Annotated in this window: 13 protein-coding genes; 7 read left to right on the top strand and 6 right to left on the bottom strand. The window is 49.5% G+C overall.

Annotated features, from left to right (window positions below):
• Positions 1-33: 33 nt before the first annotated feature.
• Positions 34-243: a hypothetical protein gene (locus PUW25_RS24455; RefSeq protein ID WP_081872586.1), complete on the bottom strand. Its 210-nt coding sequence runs from the start codon at positions 241-243 to the stop codon at positions 34-36.
• Positions 244-490: 247 nt separating this feature from the next.
• Positions 491-1,981: a peptide MFS transporter gene (locus PUW25_RS24450; protein ID WP_274337781.1), complete on the bottom strand. Its 1,491-nt coding sequence runs from the start codon at positions 1,979-1,981 to the stop codon at positions 491-493.
• A 477-nt stretch (positions 1,982-2,458) separates the two neighbouring features.
• Between PUW25_RS24450 and PUW25_RS24445 the strand changes: the two genes are divergently transcribed.
• Positions 2,459-3,367 carry a helix-turn-helix transcriptional regulator gene (locus tag PUW25_RS24445; protein WP_205054730.1) on the top strand — a complete coding sequence of 303 codons (909 nt, stop codon included), beginning with the start codon at positions 2,459-2,461 and terminating at the stop codon, positions 3,365-3,367.
• A gap of 121 nt (positions 3,368-3,488) precedes the next feature.
• On the opposite strand, the gene PUW25_RS24440 is transcribed toward PUW25_RS24445, so the two are convergent.
• From PUW25_RS24440 to PUW25_RS24430, 3 genes are all read right to left on the bottom strand, one after another.
• Positions 3,489-4,685 carry a M20 family metallopeptidase gene (locus tag PUW25_RS24440; protein WP_274337780.1) on the bottom strand — a complete coding sequence of 399 codons (1,197 nt, stop codon included), beginning with the start codon at positions 4,683-4,685 and terminating at the stop codon, positions 3,489-3,491.
• Between the two features lie 132 nt (positions 4,686-4,817).
• Positions 4,818-5,864, bottom strand: a complete 1,047-nt coding sequence (locus PUW25_RS24435; RefSeq protein ID WP_274337779.1) for a FecCD family ABC transporter permease — start codon at positions 5,862-5,864, stop codon at positions 4,818-4,820.
• Positions 5,864-6,904, bottom strand: coding sequence for a FecCD family ABC transporter permease (locus PUW25_RS24430; protein ID WP_274338484.1), 1,041 nt, complete (start codon positions 6,902-6,904; stop codon positions 5,864-5,866). Before PUW25_RS24430 ends, PUW25_RS24435 begins: the two co-directional genes overlap by 1 nt.
• Positions 6,905-7,093: 189 nt before the next feature.
• Here PUW25_RS24430 and PUW25_RS24425 point away from each other — a divergent pair, with 189 nt between their 5' ends.
• Positions 7,094-7,891, top strand: coding sequence for a hypothetical protein (locus tag PUW25_RS24425; protein ID WP_274337777.1), 798 nt, complete (start codon positions 7,094-7,096; stop codon positions 7,889-7,891).
• A gap of 17 nt (positions 7,892-7,908) precedes the next feature.
• On the opposite strand, the gene PUW25_RS24420 is transcribed toward PUW25_RS24425, so the two are convergent.
• Positions 7,909-8,766 carry a helix-turn-helix domain-containing protein gene (locus PUW25_RS24420; protein WP_274337776.1) on the bottom strand — a complete coding sequence of 286 codons (858 nt, stop codon included), beginning with the start codon at positions 8,764-8,766 and terminating at the stop codon, positions 7,909-7,911.
• A gap of 204 nt (positions 8,767-8,970) precedes the next feature.
• Between PUW25_RS24420 and PUW25_RS24415 the strand changes: the two genes are divergently transcribed.
• The 5 genes from PUW25_RS24415 to PUW25_RS24395 all read left to right on the top strand — a co-directional run bounded on the left by PUW25_RS24415 (position 8,971) and on the right by PUW25_RS24395 (position 19,876).
• A complete protein-coding gene (locus PUW25_RS24415; RefSeq protein ID WP_274337775.1) occupies positions 8,971-9,852 on the top strand; it encodes a sugar phosphate isomerase/epimerase family protein in 882 nt (293 codons plus the stop codon).
• Positions 9,853-9,866: 14 nt separating this feature from the next.
• Positions 9,867-10,901 (top strand): Gfo/Idh/MocA family protein, encoded by a 1,035-nt coding sequence (locus tag PUW25_RS24410; protein ID WP_274337774.1) that lies wholly within the window; start codon positions 9,867-9,869, stop codon positions 10,899-10,901.
• A gap of 435 nt (positions 10,902-11,336) precedes the next feature.
• Entirely contained in the window at positions 11,337-12,257 is a 921-nt protein-coding gene (locus PUW25_RS24405; protein ID WP_274337773.1) for a macrolide 2'-phosphotransferase, read from the top strand.
• A 185-nt stretch (positions 12,258-12,442) separates the two neighbouring features.
• Positions 12,443-17,623: a rhamnogalacturonan lyase family protein gene (locus PUW25_RS24400; protein ID WP_274337772.1), complete on the top strand. Its 5,181-nt coding sequence runs from the start codon at positions 12,443-12,445 to the stop codon at positions 17,621-17,623.
• 159 nt (positions 17,624-17,782) lie between these two features.
• On the top strand, positions 17,783-19,876 hold the full coding sequence (locus PUW25_RS24395) for a catalase (RefSeq protein WP_274337770.1): 2,094 nt from the start codon (positions 17,783-17,785) through the stop codon (positions 19,874-19,876).
• Positions 19,877-19,887: the final 11 nt, after the last annotated feature.

The following is a 19,887-nucleotide window of genomic DNA, read 5'->3' as shown; positions in this document are numbered from 1 at the left end:
TCCTTCGGCATTTCGTATCTAATTAGGCACGACCTAGCTTGAACTATATTTTCTGCTCTTGTAGTACGAGGAGCCGTTACGGTTGTGTCTGTGCTTGTAATCGGACGAGGAGCCTCTGCGTGAATAACGATGAGAGCTGCTTGAGTAACGTTTACGATATTTTCGGTCTGAGCTGCTGTATCTTTTGCGTCCATTGCTGTGCGAAGTAGAATGAAGAACCTTATCGATCAGTTTTCTAAGCATATATTAACACCTCTTTATTTCTTAGCGTATTCGCATCCATAGGGGATATGATGATTAATATAACCCACCGAAGCCTTCCCTTAAACAGAGCGAAATCGCTAAATATCATATTATTATAGGGGAGCAAGCTTAATGCATCCTTAAAACAATGTAATCGCAATGTAAAATTTAGTCTGCATCCGTCCGTACAAAAAAAGAGCTGTCTCGAGTCAATTAGATGACCTAGACAGCTCTTTGTGTATAATCCTTATCTAACGCCCTTCATGGCACGCTGGATGATTGGAGAAATAGCGAACAGGATAATCCCGAGTACGATGGATATCGCCCCGATAATACCGAAGTATGCCATTTCAGATTCAGGCGAGTACAGCTTAACGACCTGAGCATTAATCGCTTGAGCAGCGGCATTCGTTAAGAACCACAGACTCATCGTTTGGGCCGAGAAGGCTGCAGGCGCCAGCTTCGTTGTTGCGGACAGGCCAACCGGTGACAGACACAGTTCACCGAGCACGACGATGAAGTAGCTGAGTACGAGCCACAGCGGATTAACCAGTGTGTCGCTTCCGCCGAAGTAGGCTGGCAGCAGGATCACAAGGAACGATAGACCTGCGAACAGAAGCCCGAGCGAGAACTTTTGCGGAATCGATGGCTGACGATCTCCGAGCTTAACCCACAGCCATGCAAATACCGGTGCCAGGATAATGATAAACAGCGGATTCGCGGATTGGAACCAGGCTGGTGCAATCGTGATGCCTGCGAATTCCAGCTGAGTCCGGTTATCTGCATAAGAAGCGAGAATCGTTGAACCTTGCTCCTGAATAGCCCAGAACATAACAGAGGCAATAAAGAGCGGGATGTACGCGAGTATACGCGAGCGCTCCACCTTATTTGTTTTGGGACTGTTGTACATGACAATAAAGTAAGCGGCCGGAATTAGAATACCAAGAATCCCGACGATGAAAATAAACGAGTCGAACGTAAGTAAGCCGATCTGAGCAGCTGCAACAGCGATAACAGCAACGACAATGATTCCGATCAGAATCGAAGTATACAGCTTCTTCTTCTTCTCAGGAGCGATTGGGTTGGCTACCACTGTACCCGCAAGACCGAGGTTCTTCTTCTTGGTCAGCATGAATACAACAAGACCGAGGAACATACCTACGGCTGCGACACCAAATCCAAGGTGATAGTTGTACTCGCCCAGCGTACCTACGATCAGCGGAGCAAGGAAGCCCCCCAGGTTGATCCCCATGTAAAAGATACTGAAACCGGCATCGCGGCGATCATCTTCCGTCGCATAAATATCGCCGACGACACTCGACACGTTGGGCTTCAATAATCCGGTACCGAGTACGATCAGTACCATGGAGCCAAAGAATGTGGCCACACTGCCTGGAATCGCAAGCACGATATGACCGAACATGATAAGTATACCACCATAGAAGACGGCCTTGGACGTACCAAATACCCGGTCGGCTAACCAGCCGCCGATGATTCCGGACATGTATACGAGGGAACCATAGATCGACATGATGGACAATGCAGTGGATTCGGCAATGCCAAGGCCACCGTTTGTTACAGTATCGTACATATAGTAGAGAAGGATTGCTCTCATTCCATAATAGGAGAAGCGTTCCCAGAACTCTGTAAAGAATAAGGTGAACAACCCTTTAGGATGTCCAAAAAATCCTTTCTGCGGGACACTGTCGACAATGTCCTTTTTCGTGATGTCTGACATGAAATAACCTCCTGTGCTTTTGCTAATCATACCGTTAGATGTTTTTACCTGTCAAAAACTTTGCAGGAGGTAATATTAAGCATCTGCCTGTCAAAATATCATGAACAAAGAAAAAAGGGCTGCGTACTTCCTGCAATATCAAGTAGAAGTTCAGCTAACGGTGGTTTGTCTCCTATGTAAACGGGGAGGGTTACCCTTCCGTTTATTTATACCCATGTGTAGTAAATATTAACAAAGCAATCAATCCATTTCATATGGCAGTAAATATAGATTGCCTCCGGCAGCACAAAACAATACGGATGTATGAATCTCTGGACTGCTTTGTAACTTTAATACACAAAAGCTAAAATAGGATAAAAAAAGTCCATGTCATCCACAATCCGTTTATGATCATCAATAATACGGTTTGAGAGCATGAAACTGGGTCTCCTTCAGGCCCGTTATCTTCTGAAAATCAACAAAGGTGGAGGTATGCTGATGAATCGCAGAAGACTTGCCATCATGAGATTATTGAATTCTCGCAAGAAATATACGGCCCGTGAGCTTGCACAGCGGTTTGAGGTGTCCATTCGTACAATACAGCGGGATCTGACTGCCTTGCAGGAGTTAGGAATGCCTGTATATACCGAGGTTGGAGCCCATGGCGGGTACCAGGTCTTGCAAAATGGTATTTTACCACCTCTTCAGCTTCGTTTACAGGAAGCATATGGAATCTACTTGATGATGGAATGGCTGGAAAAGATTCAGGATATGCCTTACGGCGGTATCAGGGAGGCATTGTCAGAATATTATGCGCACGACCTTCCCCTTGAGGTTCAGGATCGAATTGACCGTACAAAAGAGTATATTATGTTTATCTCGTCCGTCAAGGCAAGACCAGCTCCATACACGACAGAGGTACTGAATGCAGCGATAGATCGAAGAAAGCTACAGTTTACTTACGCAGGAAAATCAGGCATGAAGGTTCATGACGCGTTCCCGCTGGGCCTGTACTACGAGCATGGCTTCTGGTATATGCCGGCACAGAACGAAGACGGGAGAACACTGCTGTACAGGGTAGATCGGATGGATGCTGTCAAGATGCTGGAAGAGAGTAATGAAACGGTCCCTACTTTGAAGGAGTGGTTCCATCGGACAGAGCAGCCTCGAGGACATGCGGCGGTCATCGTCTTTACAGATATTGGACAGCGGCTGGCTGAGAATGATTCCATCTTTGCGGTCTTGCACGATGGAGTATGGAGAGGGAGGATCCCGGAATCGGAGCTCGCCTATACTGCACGGCGATTGCTGTCCTATGGTCCCGAAGTGAAAGTGCTTGAGCCGGATGTACTCAAAGAACATGTTCGATTATTACTGATGCAAAGCTTGAAGCAATATGAAGAATAGCCGCTCACCCAAGCGGCTATTCTTCATGAATATATGGATGAGACTAAATATGGATGAGACTAAATATGGATGAGACTAAGACCCTTAATTTCGATTGTTAGGGTTAGGTTATCTGATCAAATTAAGTCCATTTCAGCAGCTTCTCTGCTGTTCTGACAAAGACTTGAACGCCATAGGCCAGCGCTTCATCGTCTATATTAAAGCGTGCATGGTGGTGAGGATAGATGATACCCTGCTCTTCATTACGAGAGCCTACTCTGAAGAATACACCAGGGGCTTCCTGCTGATAAGCCGAGAAATCCTCTCCACCCATCGCAGGTCGAATCATAGCGATACGATCTGGACCAAACAGCTCTTCAGCTGCCGTGTGCACGACTTGAGTGACCTCCGTCTCATTCACGACGGGATGGTAGCCATACTCATAGTCGAGTTCATACTCGGCATTATGAGCTTCAGTAATTCCGCGCAGTATGCGATGCATCAGCTCGGGAACCTCACGGCGCACTTCCGGAGTGAAGCTGCGGACTGTGCCAGCCAGTTCAGCAGAGCCGGGAATGACATTATAGGCGGTGCCGCTAATGAACTTGGTAACAGAGACGACTAAATGATCGATCGGGTCTATGTTGCGAGATGCGATATGCTGTAGATTGGTCACAACCTGTGCTCCGACGGCAATCGGATCGACCGTCATATGAGGATAGGCAGCATGCCCGCCCTTGCCAGTGATCGTAAGACGGAAACTATCCGGCGAAGCCATGGCCGGGCCATAAATGATGCCAATCTGACCGGTAGGGAGACCTGCATCAAGATGGCTGCCAACGACGTAGTCTACACCTTCCATCACACCTGCCTTGACCATCTCCTGGGCTCCCCCAGGCAGCAGCTCCTCCGCATGCTGAAACAGAAACCGGATCTCGCCATGCAGGGAATCCTTGCGCTCCGCGAGGATCTTGGCGACCCCGAGCAGCATGGCAGTATGTCCGTCATGTCCGCACGCGTGCATTACACCTTCATGAATCGAAGCAAAGGGGATATCATTCTCCTCTGTAATTGGCAGGGCATCCATATCGGCTCGCAGTGCCAGTACTTTGCCCGGCAAAGGACCAATTAGTCTCGCCATGACGCTGGTAGGCGTGGGTCTGCTCAGTTCAAGACCGGCAAATTGGCTGAGTGTATCAAATATGAACTGTGAGGTTGCGAATTCTTCAAAAGACAGCTCCGGGTGCTGGTGCAAATGTCTTCTCCATGTAATAATCTGCTCCTTCAGCTCCTCTGAGAGAGCACTGGACGTACTGTGAGATACCGCATCAGTGGACATGTAAGCTCCTCCTCCATTTATCAAACGATACCTTATTCATTCGCGCTCTCTTTCCGCACACCTTCTTCACTTTAGATGTTAGAAATGAATCGAATCGCGATGTCATGCCTGGAGCTTGCCTAAGTGATAAGCCTACATTCTCGAACGCGACAGTAAGTATAAGAAATAAGGAGCTCCAATTATGGCTACCATGATCCCTGCATGGATCTCGGAGGGCTGGAGGATGGAGCGACCGAGTGTATCGGCCACCAGCAGGAGTAGTGCCCCGCCTAGTGCCGAGGCTGGCAGGAGCATGTTATGGCTAGGACCCACAAGCCTGCGGGCGAGATGAGGGGCAATCAGCCCGACAAAGCCGATACCCCCGGTAAAGGCTACACAGGATGCGGCAAGACCTACAGCGATCAGGATTAGAAACAGTCTTTCCTTGTTCAGTCCAACACCAAGAGACATCGCCACATGCTCATCCATCGTCAGGGCATCCATCATTCTGGATCGCGCGAAGGCAATGATGATCAGCAAGAGGACCCAAGGCACAAGGACAATGACTTGATTCCAGGTGGAGCCCCAGATGCTCCCCGCAAGCCAGCTCGCGACAATATCATACTTCTCCGGATTCAGCCTGAGCATCAGCACAATCATGAGCCCGTTTACTGCTGCGGTAATGGCAATACCGTTAAGCACCATACGATTAGGATTGAGGCCGTCTTTTTTGCTGTATGAGAGAGCATAAATGATCGCTGCTATTGAGAGTCCCCCGATGAGAGCAAGGATGGGAAGCAGATAGGCAGGGGCATCGGAGTTGCTGGAATAGAAGGATATATAGATTACAACAACGAAGCCCGCGCCTGTCGTAATGCCGAGAATGCCTGGATCTGCGAGCGCATTGCGGGATACACCCTGTAATATACATCCGGATACGGCAAGACCGGCGCCGACCAGCATCGAAATAATAATCCGCGGCATACGGAACTCAAATAGAATGAGATTTTGCTTGGCCGTTCCGTTCCCCAGCAGTGTATTTAGAACCTCAGCCGGGGTCAATTTGGAAAACCCGGTATTTATGCTGATCAGCGTAAATACGATAATGAGCAGAGAGAAGCTGCTGAGTACGATCCACTGCTTCGTTCTTTTCTTGTGCTTACTCGACTGAATTTGCTGTCTAAGTGATTCCTGGGTCATTATAGTCCCCTCCCTGATTTGCGAGCGATGTATAAGAAGAAGGGAACGCCGACGAGGGCGAACAGAGCACTGATTGGTGTTTCATAAGGAGGATTGATGGTCCGCGCACCCATATCCGCCAGGAGCATGAGCAGTCCGCCAAGGACAGCCGAGCAAGGGATGATATAGCGGTAATCTACGCCGACAATATAACGTACCATATGAGGCACAACCAGACCGACGAAGCCGATCGGACCGGCAACGGATACGGCTGCTCCGGCCAGAATGAGTACAATAATTCCACCGAACAGCTTGACGAGGCCTGTTTTTTGACCAAGCCCGGAGGCGATATCTTCTCCTAGACTAATGAGTGTGATGGATCTGGAGATCAGCATTGCACAGATGAGCGCCCCGGCAACCCATGGGAACACGCCGATGAGCTGTGACATCTTGATGCCTGCTACACCGCCTGCTACCCAGTAAGCGAGATCCTGGCTTAATCTAAAGTGGATCGCGATCCCTTGACTGAGCGCCGTTAATAGTGAGGTAATCGCAGCACCTGCCAGCACAAGTCGCACGGGTGTAATCTTCGCCTTGCCCAGATAGCTCGTCCCATAGATCAGACCGGTTGCCAGAGCGGCTCCAATAAAGGAAAAGAGGATGGTTCCTCCATACGACATGCCAGGAAAGAAGGCGAGCGACAGAGCAATCATAAACGTAGCACCTGCATTGATGCCAAGAATACCGGAGTCCGCGAGCGGATTGCGTGTCATTCCTTGCATGACCGCACCGGATACAGCGAAGGCGGCGCCGATAAGCACATCTGCTAAGGACCTGGGAATGCGTAGCTCATGAATAATGTTATGCTGGGTAGAATCGGGATCAAACCTGAAGATTGCATCAATGACAGTTTGCAAATGAATATCAGCTGCTCCGACAGCAATAGATACCCCAATGAATAAAACGATGGCAGCCAGGCCGATGACAATGGTAAGCAATGCTCTGACAGGGCGTGCTTGAATTTTGGGTTTTTTCGGAGGTTCAGAGGGTTTTGTATGCACGTTATATACTCCTATGTCATCATCAATAATGAGTATCATTATCAATTAAAGATATTTAGTTCATTCTATATAGTTTTATAGGAAATAACAATCGATTTCCATGGACTAATGTAACTATAGCACACCCCACACTTTTTATGGAAACCTACATATAGTATATAGAATACGCGGCAATAAGGAGGGCTTGTAATGCCTGTGGTATCAACAATGAATGTATTAAATCAAGTGGTACAAGGTGTCCGGCCTTATAGCCAAGCACTCATCAAGATCATTAACAATGCCGATTCAGCAGGAACCTGCTACCTGACGGGGACAGTGAACAGTACGGGGATTCAGGGACTATTTGCAGAAGATCTATTCCTCATCAATCCAGGTGAGATTGTAAACAGGACGTACCTAGTGACCTACGATTTCTTCCAATTTGATGTTAGATGCTCACTGCAGGGGATGGAAGTTGCCATCTACGGAATTAGTCCGGACAGCTCCTATAGTCCCCTCTCTCTGCGGGAGCTGAATATAAGCCGAATCACATCGGAGATTCGCCCTGATTTCTCGGTAACAGATGCGTACTTCCCGGCCATCAGCTATCAGCGGATTCCTTCTTTTGCCTTGCCTGAAGGTGTTGCCGCAGCGGTCTATCCGCAGAGCTTCGACATTCTGTCCAAGCAGCCCGTCCGCTACATGCTGGTGGAGGGAGGGACGATTGACGGGACTTTTGTCAATTTTCCTACATCAACAACGAGCATACCGACGAATGATACTGTGCTTCAAGTGAACACAACCGCCACGACCATCACTGGTGGAAGAGTGCTGACCCAGGGAACCTCGGCAGGCTTGTCGGGCGCGTATGCGAATACGACGGTATATTTTGCAGCTCAGGATCTTGCGTATGCGCTGAATTCGGGTACGATCCTTACCTTAGTTGTCAGCTCATTGACGGGCAGTGATGACTTGGTCGTCTCTTTTCGAATGGAGGAGGAATGGTAGCACGGGCTCTCATGTACCTAAGGCATGGATTTCATTTTGCGGACATCCGATGGGGGGATGTTCTTTATTTTTTTGAAGACTCTCCCAAAGTAAGTTAAATTCGAGAAGCCGACCGCCTCGGCGATTTCACTAATACTATAGTTTGTAGTTAGCAGCAGCTGCTCTGCTTCCTGGGTACGAAGCATATGGATGTACTCCTTCAGTGTCTTTCCTGTGACTTTTTTAAATACACTGCAAAAATAGTTGGGGCTTAAGTTCACAAGCCGGGCCGCTTCCATAACAGAAATATCCTCCTGATAACGCTCGCGCAGCATTTCGAGGAGACGGGAGAGATTGTGTGTGTCCGGCTGACGGTAATTTCGAACCTTAGCTACCTGCTGTGCATGGCGGAAATACTGTCCAAAGATATGGAGCAGCTCACTCTTAACCATAAGCTCATATCCCGGCTGCTTCCTCTCAAACTCCTCTACCAGTCTTAGGAAGGACAAGCTGATCGGCTGCATACAGGCTTCACGATTTCTCACAATTCTCGGCCACTGCTGTTTGAGATGGAGGTAAGGGAGAAAGTAGTGATGCTCTGTAATATCGAGCCCATTGCCTCTGACGAGAGCTTCATTAAAGACGATGCATACAAGCTGTGTATCCGGTGCCAGCTGTTCAGCTCGATGGAGCTGCTTTGAATTAACAAAGGCAAGATCCCCTTGCTCCAGAACATCAAAATCACCATCGATCTGGAGCTTCACTTTTCCTGTCTTTACATACACCCATTCCATATGATCATGCCAGTGCAAATAGATGCCGTTTACGAAAAAAACGTTAATCGGAAAAGTTCGATCAGGTATCCATGTGTTTTCCTTGTGTGGATGCATCGTCATTGAATAACCTCCTTAGCCAGAGTCATGTGTACTCAACCATTTCTATCAATATATTGGAGTGAAATACGGAATGTCAACGCTATCATTGACCCCAAATGCGTAAGATTGTGCGAATATATCGCTAATTCAGATATAGCAGAGGCAAGGCTCCTTTCAGTACCATAGTACTTAGTTAAAGATCCTACTTTAAATGGAGGTTACCAAATGCATCCTATTCGAATTGGAACATTGGTTAATGGAGGCGATGCCGTACGTGTACTGCCTCAGATTATCCCTCATGGGTTTGAGTCCTTTTCGCTCACTTTCTGGCAGACAACTGCCGGGATTGATTTGAAGGAGCTCGCCAAAGAGGTGCGGGAACTACTGGATCCGCATCTTATCCCAGTTACGAGCTTATCCATATTTGGCAATCCGCTGACTGGGGAGGGGAAGAATGCGGATACGCTGGCAAGCTGGAAGCGTCTGATTGAGCATGCCTCTGATTTTGGAACAGATCTTGTGACGGGGTTTACGGGTCGTATGCCCGGCTCCATTGATGAATCCATACCACGGTATGTAGAGGTGTTCGGTGAACTGGCTCGCTTTGCTGAGAGTAAAGGGGTGCGCCTAGCTTTTGAGAACTGCAGCATGGATGGAGATTGGAAGAGTGGAGACTGGAACATCGCCCATCATCCCGCAGCATGGGAGCTTATGTTTAATGCCCTGCCGATGGAGAACATCGGACTGCAATGGGAGCCCTGCCACCAGATGGTCGGCCTGATTGACCCGATCCCACAGCTTAGAAAATGGGTGAGCAAAGTGTTTAATGTACACGGCAAGGATGCCACCATTGCCTGGGATGTTATCAAGGAGCATGGGATTCATGGTCCGAAGCCTTATGTATGGCATCGCACGCCTGGATTCGGGGATACCAACTGGACCGATGTCATTACGATCTTAAGACAGGCCGGCTACACAGGCAGTATAGATATTGAAGGATGGCATGATCCGGTATACCGGGGAGAGCTGGAGATGACAGGTCAGGTGCACGCACTCCGTTACTTGAAGCAATGCCGTGGTGGTGAATTCATACCGAATCCGGTGTAGAGGGGGAGAGACTTATGCCTAAGCACAAAATTGTCGTTGCAGGATGCGGCGGGATGTCCAATACCTGGCTTGATTATGCTGCAGCTAAGGAAGATGCGGAAATTGTTGGGCTGGTTGATCTATATGAAGAGAGTGCGAAGAAAATGGCGGAGCGCCGGAATTTGCAGGTGCCGATATTTACGGAGCTGTCATCCGCTCTTCAAGCGACCGATGCCAATCTGGTGTTCGACTGCACCATACCTGCCAGTCATAAGGACATCGTCACCTGTGCGATGAAGGCCGGCTGCAATGTGTTCGGTGAGAAGCCGATGGCAGAGAGCTTTGAAGATGCGAAGGAGATTGTAAGAGTCAGCAGTGAGACGGGGAAGCGTTATGTAGTCATGCAAAACCGCCGATATCTAAAACAAATCAGGGCACTCCGTGATTTCTTGCGCCATGACAGGATAGGCAGAATAGGCGCTGTGCATGCCGATTTTTTTCTTGGACCCAGGTTTGGCGGCTTTCGTGACCTCATGAGCAGTCCGCTCATTGTTGATATGGCGATTCATACCTTCGATCAAGCACGGTACATTTCAGGGGCCAATCCAGTGTCTGTCTACTGTCATGAATACAATCCGGAAGGCTCATGGTATGAGGGTAATGCATCTGCAATCTGCATCTTTGAAATGAGCGACGGCTCGGTATTCAGCTACCGCGGCTCGTGGTCAGCCATCGGACTCAGTACATCCTGGGAGGCGGATTGGCGTGTTATCGGAAGCGCTGGAACTGTGTGCTGGGACGGGCAACGGATGCCGATTGCGGAATATATCAAAGATCAGGGAGGCACAGGATTTTTTCATGAGGTAGAGCAGGTGGAGCTTGAAGAGAGCTGGACAGGACGCGAGGGACATTACGGCTGTCTAGACGAGATGTTTCAGGCGCTGGACGAGGGAAGGCTGGCTGAGACCGACTGCACGGACAACATCTATAGTATGGCCATGGTGTTTGGTGCGATCGAGAGTGCAAGATGGAACAAGAAAGTTGATCTGCGCCCGCTCCTGTTGATTTAAATCGTATATTACCTTTCATAGACGTATCTTCTTATTGTTTAGCAGGTCTAGGGTATGCTAAGCTGATACTAACTCAAATGCGAACGGAGGGTTACGTGTGCTGATTGCTTATATCCGCTTGAGAAATGCTTAGTGCTAAGTCATTCCATATGAATTTAGCAGCTGAAGAGAAACTCTTGTCATCTGTCTTGTGCATAGATGAAGCGGGATAAGTATGTCCACATGTAGATAACTTCTAACGAAAAGTATGCTATATCAGGCTGTGAGCAGCGCTCGATACTTTGTATACGGAGTTGGAATTTAATTTGTCATGTTGCTTTTTTTGGATCCCGTAAATCGAAACACAGGCAGAGGTATGCCTGTGTTTATTTATTTTTAAACCATCGAATCAATGTCATCGGTTATTTTAATTGATTCAATCAGGAGGGAATTTCAATGACAAATGGATATGAAGAACAGAAGCACACGGGTGCGGCTAGGGAGCTTCTCGAGCTTGCTCGCAAATACGGATTACAGTTTGCTTCGGATGAAGCGAAGGTAACCGAGTCGGGAATGGATTTCCAAGTAGCGATGGCGAAGGATGCGTCGGATGTAGACTGGATTATTCGTAAGCCAAGAAGGTCAGATGTACTGGAGCGTGCTGCGAATGAGAAGAAGGTGCTTGATTATATTCATGGCAGACTGCCCGTGAATGTTCCGGATTGGAAGGTGTTCTCGGATGAGCTCATCGCCTATCCAAGACTTGATGGTATTCCTATGGCGGATGTATCAGCATCGGGCTATGCCTGGAATACGAACCATGAGGAGCTGAAGGACGAATTTGTACGATCTTTGGCAGCGGCGCTTGCAGCCCTGCATGCGATTAACGGCACCCAGGCAGCTGCAGCAGGGCTGCGGGTGAAGACACCGCAGGAGGTAAGAAGCCACTATGCCTCCCAGGCACAGGAAGTCAGGGAGAAGATCGGGGTGAACGAGGAGCTGTGGGACCGCTGGCAGGCCTGGCTCTCCGATGAGACTTACTGGCCTGATGCATGCGGGCTCATTCACGGAGATCTTCATCCGCCTCATATTTTGCTGGATCATGAGCAGCGAGTTATTGGTTTGATTGATTGGACGGAGTCCGAGGTGGCGGATCCGGCTGCCGACTTTACGATCTACTACGCCATTTTTGGCGAGGACGAACTTCAGCGGTTGCTGACTCATTATGAAGCAGCTGGAGGGAAGGTATGGCCGAGAATGAAGGAGCATATTGTGGAGCGATATGCGGCCTACCCGGTTCTTGTGGGACAATTTGCTCTACTGTCTGGTGATGAAGGAGTTATGGCAATGGCGCGAGGGGCACTTGGCTTGGTTTAAAGCCTCGATGAGACCGTCTTTAACACCGCAGGTCTATCCAAAACGGAGACCTTGCGGTGTTTTTTTACGTCGATGAAAACACTGATTTTTGAGTAAAAAACACTGTTTTTTAAATGTTAAATCACGAGACAGACCGCTATTATGAAAGGGAATGTATTCCATTTTCAAAAGGAGGCCGCGTTGAAGTGAACAGGAAGAGCAGGCACCAAATCGGTAGAAGGCGTTTTTTAATCCTTTTTCTAGTCATGATCATGGTGCTGTCTACGATGATTACACCAGGTGAATGGGGGGTTCAAACTGTGCAGGCGCAGGAGGAGACAGGACCTCTAGAAGGAAATGAAGCTGTAGAAGGAAATGAAGCTGTAGAAGACAGTGCGCCGGAGGGAACGACGCCGAATGAAGAAGCACCAGGTGAAGAGACAGGAGGAGAAGAAGGATCTAACGAAGCAGGGCAGGGAGAAAGTGAGGCAGAGGAGGGCTCATCGCAAGGGGAGGTTACTAATGAGGAGGCAGCTCCAGCAGTAGAGGCAAATGAAGCAGCATCGCCTGATTTGCAAACGCTTACCGAAGGGCTGTATCGCTTTGACTTTGGGAATGGAGCAGGAGCAGCAGGCTATACTCAAGTTACGGAGCCGAATGTATATACAACAGAAGCAGGTTACGGATTTACGGACCCTTTACAAGTCACAATGACAGACCGGGGCGGAGACGATGCTGTTCGATCGGATTATGCCCTCATTCAGGATGGCGGGGTATTCCAGATTGATTTACCAAATGGGGATTATACCGTATCACTCGTAGCGGGTGATGCTGCAGAGGCGTCTGAGATCGCTGTATCTGTAGAAAGCATGCAAAAAGTACAGCTGACTTCAAAGGAGGCTGGAACGTTCCTTGAAATGAACTTTGACATTGCTCTGGTTGACGGTCAGCTGAATTTTGGATTCAGTGGATCAAGTGCGAAGCTCAATGCCTTGGTGATCACGAAGCTGCCAGACCGCATAGCGAGCGAGTATCCATTGATCTATATTGCGGGTGATTCTACAGTCCAGACCTACGATCCTTACTGGAAGCCGGAGGCGGGATGGGGACAGATGCTGCCGCGCTATCTAAGTGAAGAGATTATGGTTAAGAATCACGCCATCGGCGGGCGGAGCACGAAGAATTTTATTTCGCAGGGACGGCTTGATGAGATTCTGAGGGTTATTCGTCCGTCAGACGTGCTGCTGATTCAGTTCGGTCATAATGATGCGACCATTTCGATTCCGGATCGTTATGCTTCGCCTGAGGATTATAAGGTGTATCTCAAGACCTATATTGATGGAGCAAGGCAGCGTGGAGCAGAACCGATTCTGGTGACACCGGTGGGACGCCGAGACTTTAATCCAGATACGGGCAAGTTTAACGTCAGCTTCTCGGAATACGTACAAGCCATGAAGGAAGTGTCTGAGGAGCAGAACACCCTGCTCATTGATCTCAGTACACTGAGTGTCGCCTACTATGACTCCATTGGACCTGAAGAGGCTAAGTCTGTGTTCTTGCATGTAGAGCCGGGCGTATATCAAGCCTTTCCAAATGGTGCGGAGGACAATACGCATTTTCAGGAGTATGGGGCTATTCAACTGGCAAGGATGGTTGCCGGTGCGATTCAGGAATTGAATATTCCGATATCTCAGTATGTACAGGAACAAGCTCCCCCTGATTCGGCGCCAGGGCAGCCGACTGGGCTTGCTGCCGGGAATATCAGCAACAGCGGAGCATTGCTGAAATGGAACGAGGTTCCTGGTGCAGACATTTACCGGATCTATGTGAAGGGAGCAGAGGAAGCAGAGGCGGCCTACAAGCTGGCCGGTACAGCTACGATATCTAGCTATAATATAGCAGGTCTCAAGGAAGGAGCTGCCTATACAGTAAGAGTTACCGCAGTGAACAGCAGCGGAGCTTCTGAGCCGTCAGAGGAGCTTGCAATCGGGACTAAGTCAGCAGCGCTGCGATATGACTTCGGACCAGCTGGATCGCCTGTTGCAGAAGGCTATACAGAAGTCAATCAAACCGTGCTGTATACCGCGGATAGAGGCTATGGACTCATGCTGCACGAAGGGGCCTTTGCCGATCGGGATCGCGGCGGAGCGACGGATGCGCTGCGCCGGGATTTCATCATTAACTTTGGCGGGCGTTACGAATTCAAGGTGGATCTGCCGAACGGAACATACGCGGTTAAGACTTATACGGGCGACTGGATCGGTTCAGCAAGAACCAACATAAATATCGAAGGCAAAGATTATGGTACAGCGAGCTCAGGCAAGGAGACGATAGCGGAGAAGGTACACAGCCCGATCACCGTGTCGGACGGCCAGCTGAATGTGATGATCTCGGGTCAGACGGCTCATTTGAATGGTATTGAAATAACGCCGCTCCTGCTTGCTCCCACGGGTCTGCAGCTAGCGGGGACTGATCTGGAGAGTGATCCTCCATCGGCAGATATGACATGGCAGCGTGTAGAAGAAGCTGTGCTATATCGCTTATACCGCCAAGCGGAAGGAGAAGATAAGGCTTCTTTCATTGCCGAGACCAGCGACACCTCCTATATTGATCAGGGTATAGATATCGGAATGAACTATGTATATACCGTAACCGCCGTTGACGCGGCAGGGCTTGAATCCGTGGCATCGGCAGAGCTTGCGGTATCCATGATTGATCCGGCCGTAGAGAAGGCAGGAGTACCGCAAGGTCTTCGCGTAGATTCCATCCATAAGAATGAGGTTACTCTTTCGTGGAATGAGGAGTCTGCGGCAAAATACTACAATGTATACCGCTCTAAGTCGGAGAGTGGACATTATGTCCTTATCGGCAAAACCAATGAGCCGGTGTACACGGATCAAACCCTTCTTAGTACGATACCTTACTATTACAAGGCTGCCTCAGTGAATGCGGGAGGAATTTCAGAGCTGTCTGACGTCCTCTCGACTCCGGCAGTAACCACCCTATATCGTCAGATGGAGAATCTCGACCGTGCACCGGTAGCCGTGCAGACGGAGGAAGGTGTGTTTGTCAGCTGGAGGATGCTCGGACTCGATCCTGACTCTATTGCTTTTAACGTCTACAGGGACGATGTGCTCATTACGAATAAGCCGCTGACGGATCGCACGAACCTGCTGGATCCTAAGGGCAGGGCGGATTCTGTCTATAGAATCGAGGCCGTGGTGAATGGAGTGAAGCAGGAGAGTGTGGAGACGGCTGAGGTATGGCAGAACGGGTATAAGAGCATTCCGCTGGATAAGCCGCAGGATGCTTATACAAAAGACGGCCAGCCTTATTCCTACTATGCAGGAGATGCAAGTGTAGGTGATCTGGATGGGGACGGCCAGTACGAGATTGTCATGCTGTGGTCACCGACGAACGGCAAGGATAATTCTCAGGCCGGCTATACCGGAGAAGTGCTCATGGATGCTTATAAGCTGGATGGGACCAAGCTGTGGAGAATTCAATTAGGTCATAACATTCGGGCTGGAGCGCATTACATTCAATTCCTGGTCTATGATCTGGACGGTGACGGCAAAGCAGAGATTACCATGAAGACCGCAGACGGAACGACAGACGGCACGGGACAAGTGATCGGCGACGGCTCACTAGATCACCGGAACAGCTCAGGTTACGTGCTGCTGGGTAATGAATTCTTGACCGTGTTTGAGGGAGCAACGGGAAAAGCGTTAAATACGGTTCCTTATGATCCGCCAAGAGGAGATGTCAATGCTTGGGGTGACGGCTATGGTAACCGGGTAGACCGCTTCCTGGCTACGATTGCTTACTTGGATGGAGAACATCCAAGCGTTGTCTTCTCTAGAGGATATTACACGAGAACTGTGCTGGCTGCTTATGATTTTGCCGGTGGAGAGCTGGTGAAACGCTGGCGCTTCGACACGAATGATGAGGGCCTCAGCAGTTATGCGGGGCAAGGCAACCATAACTTGTCGGTCGGTGATGTGGATAATGACGGTAAGGACGAAATCCTGTTCGGGGCAATAGCGATTGACGATGACGGAACACCGCTGCACAACACTGGACTTGGGCATGGCGATGCTATGCACTTCGGCGACTTGAATCCGAACCGCGATGGTCTTGAGGTCTTCAGTGTTCACGAGAGTGCGGGCGCAGCCTATGGCATGGAGGTTCGAGATGCGCAGACAGGTGAGATTCTGTGGGGCATTCCAATGGGAAGAGACGTTGGCCGGGGAATGTCCGCCGATATCGACCCGAACTATCCGGGTGAAGAGGTATGGTCCGCCACCATTACCAATGAGGAGCATATCCCGCTTAGTGGATTGTACAGCATTACTGGTGAGCAAATTTCGAGTCAGATTCCATCCTCCACGAACTTCGGAATCTGGTGGGATGGTGATTTGCTGAGAGAGCTTCAGGATGATATTCGTATCGACAAATGGGATTACGAGAATCAGACAACGGTGAATCTGCTGACGGCAGAAGGAGCAGCGTCGAACAATTCGACCAAGGCAAACCCGAGCCTTCAGGCTGATTTATATGGAGATTGGCGGGAAGAGGTGATCTGGCGCTCCAGCGACAGCTCGGAGCTTCGCATTTATACGACAACGGATGAAAGTGAGCACCGGATTCGTACTCTCATGCATGATCCAATCTATCGTCTAGGTGTTGCCTGGCAAAATGTCGCTTATAACCAGCCGCCTCATACCGGCTTCTATCTGGGGACAGGAATGGAGGAGCCTGCTGCTCCGAACATCCGTTATGCCGGAGCGGAGGAAGAAGGACTTGCCAAGAGTAAACCGGGAGTTCCTGTACTATCAGATAACAATGGGCACGACCATGGACTTCTGGACGGAGAGTATACCATTACGATGAACATGTGGTGGGGGGATAATGGCACCCGCTACAAGCTGTATGAGAATGGCGAGCTCATCTATACCGAGCTTCTGTCCGATCAAACTCCCGGCGCACAGAGCGTTCAGGTACCATTATCCGGAAGAGGAAACGGGACCTACACCTATACCGCCGAGCTGGCTAACCAGCATGGAGTGACACAGTCAGTGCCGCACACGGTGACGGTTAGAGATGCTGCACCTGGCAAGCCAAGTATTTCGAGTAACAATTGGGACGGAGATGGCAGCTATGCTGTTACGATGAATATGTGGTGGGGCGTAAACGGAACAACGTACCGTCTCTATGAAAATGGAGAATTGATCGATACTCAGGAGCTGGCTGCCCATACACCCAATGCACAGACAGCCTCCACTGAGATATCAGATCAGGCGGCCGGAACCTATGAATATTACATTGAGCTGATCAACGAGCATGGCAGCACAAGAAGTGAGACGATCCGTGTAGAAGTGAAGTAAGAGTGAAAATGAAATGAAGAAACCATGAGGTAAAGGTGATCTTTACGCTCATGGTTTTTTTGTTGGTGATGAAGCCGTTTAACCGTAATCCACGCAGGGTACTTAATTAAAAGTTTGGACTTATTTGGACTTAGATGATTAAAGAGGAGGAAGACCAGGATGAGTCAAGAGGATAAGCGTATTAATGAGAATAGTAAGCAGGAGCAGCTGGATTCCTATCGTGTGCAGGATGACGGCAAGCATATGACGACTAATCAGGGACTTAAGGTGTCGGAGGACGAGCACTCTCTCAAAGCAGGGCGGCGCGGACCAACACTCATGGAAGACTTCCATTTTCGTGAGAAGATGACGCATTTTGACCATGAGCGTATTCCGGAGCGGATCGTACATGCCCGTGGATTTGGTGCCCATGGTTATTTTCAGGTGTACGAGCCTTTAACCTCTCTTACCCAAGCTAAATTCTTGCAGGACCCTTCTGTGAAGACACCGGTCTTTGTCCGCTTCTCTACGGTTGCCGGTTCCCGGGGTTCAGCGGATACTGTGCGGGATGTGCGGGGATTCGCGACTAAATTTTATACAGAAGAAGGGAACTATGACCTGGTTGGTAATAACATTCCCGTATTCTTTATTCAGGACGCCATGAAGTTCCCGGATTTAATTCATGCCGTGAAGCCGGAGCCGCATAATGAGATTCCTCAGGCAGCGTCTGCTCACGATACGTTCTGGGACTTTGTCGGGAACAACCATGAAACGGCACATATGGTCATGTGGGCGATGTCGGATCGTGCCCTGCCACGGAGCTTCCGTATGATGGAGGGATTTGGTGTACATACCTTTAGACTCGTAAATGAGGAAGGTGAAGCACACTTTGTTAAATTCCACTGGAAGCCGGTACTTGGCGTTCATTCCTTGGTATGGGATGAGACCCAGAAGGTAGCGGGTAAAGATCCTGATTTTCATCGCAGAGATTTGTGGGATGCCATTGAGACAGGAAATTATCCGGAATATGAGCTGGGGCTTCAGATTATTAAGGAAGAGGACGAGTTTTCGTTTGACTTTGATATTTTGGATCCGACAAAAATTTGGCCGGAGGAGATCGTCCCTGTAAGGATCGTCGGCAAAATGACGCTGAATCGTAACACAGACAACTTCTTTGCGGAGACGGAGCAAATTGCCTTCCATCCGGGCCATGTTGTGCCGGGGATTGATTTTACGAATGATCCGCTGCTGCAAGGGCGGCTGTTCTCTTATACAGATACCCAAATCTCCAGACTCGGCGGGCCGAACTTTGCCGAGATTCCGATCAACCGGCCTGTCGCACCGGTGCATAACAATCAGCGTGACGGGATGCATCGGATGACGATCAACAAGGGAGTAACAAGCTATCATAAGAATGGTATCGCCAGCAATTCACCGTCACCTGCCACACCGGAGGAGGGCGGCTACAAGCATTATACGGAGAAGGTTGAGGGGCACAAGATCCAGGCAAGAAGCGAGAGCTTCGAGGATTTCTACAGCCAAGCCTTGCTGTTCTGGAACAGTATGTCGGGTCCTGAGAAGAAGCATCTGGTGAGTGCATTCCAGTTCGAGCTAGGGAAGGTACAGCGGCTGGAGGTGCGTCAGTCAGTTGTGAACATGCTCATGAACATTGATACAGAGCTTGCTTCACAGGTGGCATCCAAGATTGGAGCGCAGCTGCCTGAGACGGCAGAGAATCCGGCCAAACCGCCGATGATTCCATCTTCACCAGCCATCAGCATGGCGAATACAGTGCACTCCGTGAAGACGCGTAAAGTGGCCATACTGGCCGGAGATGGTTTTGATCAGCATGCAGTTACCTTGATGAATGCCTTGACTGAAGCGGGCGCCATGGCCGAAGTGGTCAGCGATCATCTGGGACCTGTTGCAGGACAAGGAGGGGCGAGTGTTGAAGCAATGCACACTTTCCTCACGAGCGATTCACTGCTGTTTGATGCGATCTACGTGGCCGGCGGTGAACATAGTGTGCAGGCTCTTGCAGCCGACCCTAATGCAGCGGAGTTTATTAAGGAAGCTTACAGACACTACAAGCCGATCGGTGCAGTAAATGAAGGGGTAGCCTTTCTTGTAAAAGGTCTGGGTATGGCGTCTGATTCTGCAGCTTCCTCAGCGCCGGGAATCATAACGGCTGCAAGTGGAGAAGAGCTGGGAAGCTTCGCTGAGGAATTCCTGACTGCTGTAGCAGCACATCGCTTCTGGGACCGCGTTATTTAAGGAAATAGAAA

It is taken from the genome of Paenibacillus urinalis (genome assembly GCF_028747985.1).
Taxonomy (GTDB): domain Bacteria; phylum Bacillota; class Bacilli; order Paenibacillales; family Paenibacillaceae; genus Paenibacillus; species Paenibacillus urinalis.
Note: the sequence above shows the minus strand (reverse complement) of the source record. Positions and strands in the feature narration are given on the sequence as shown.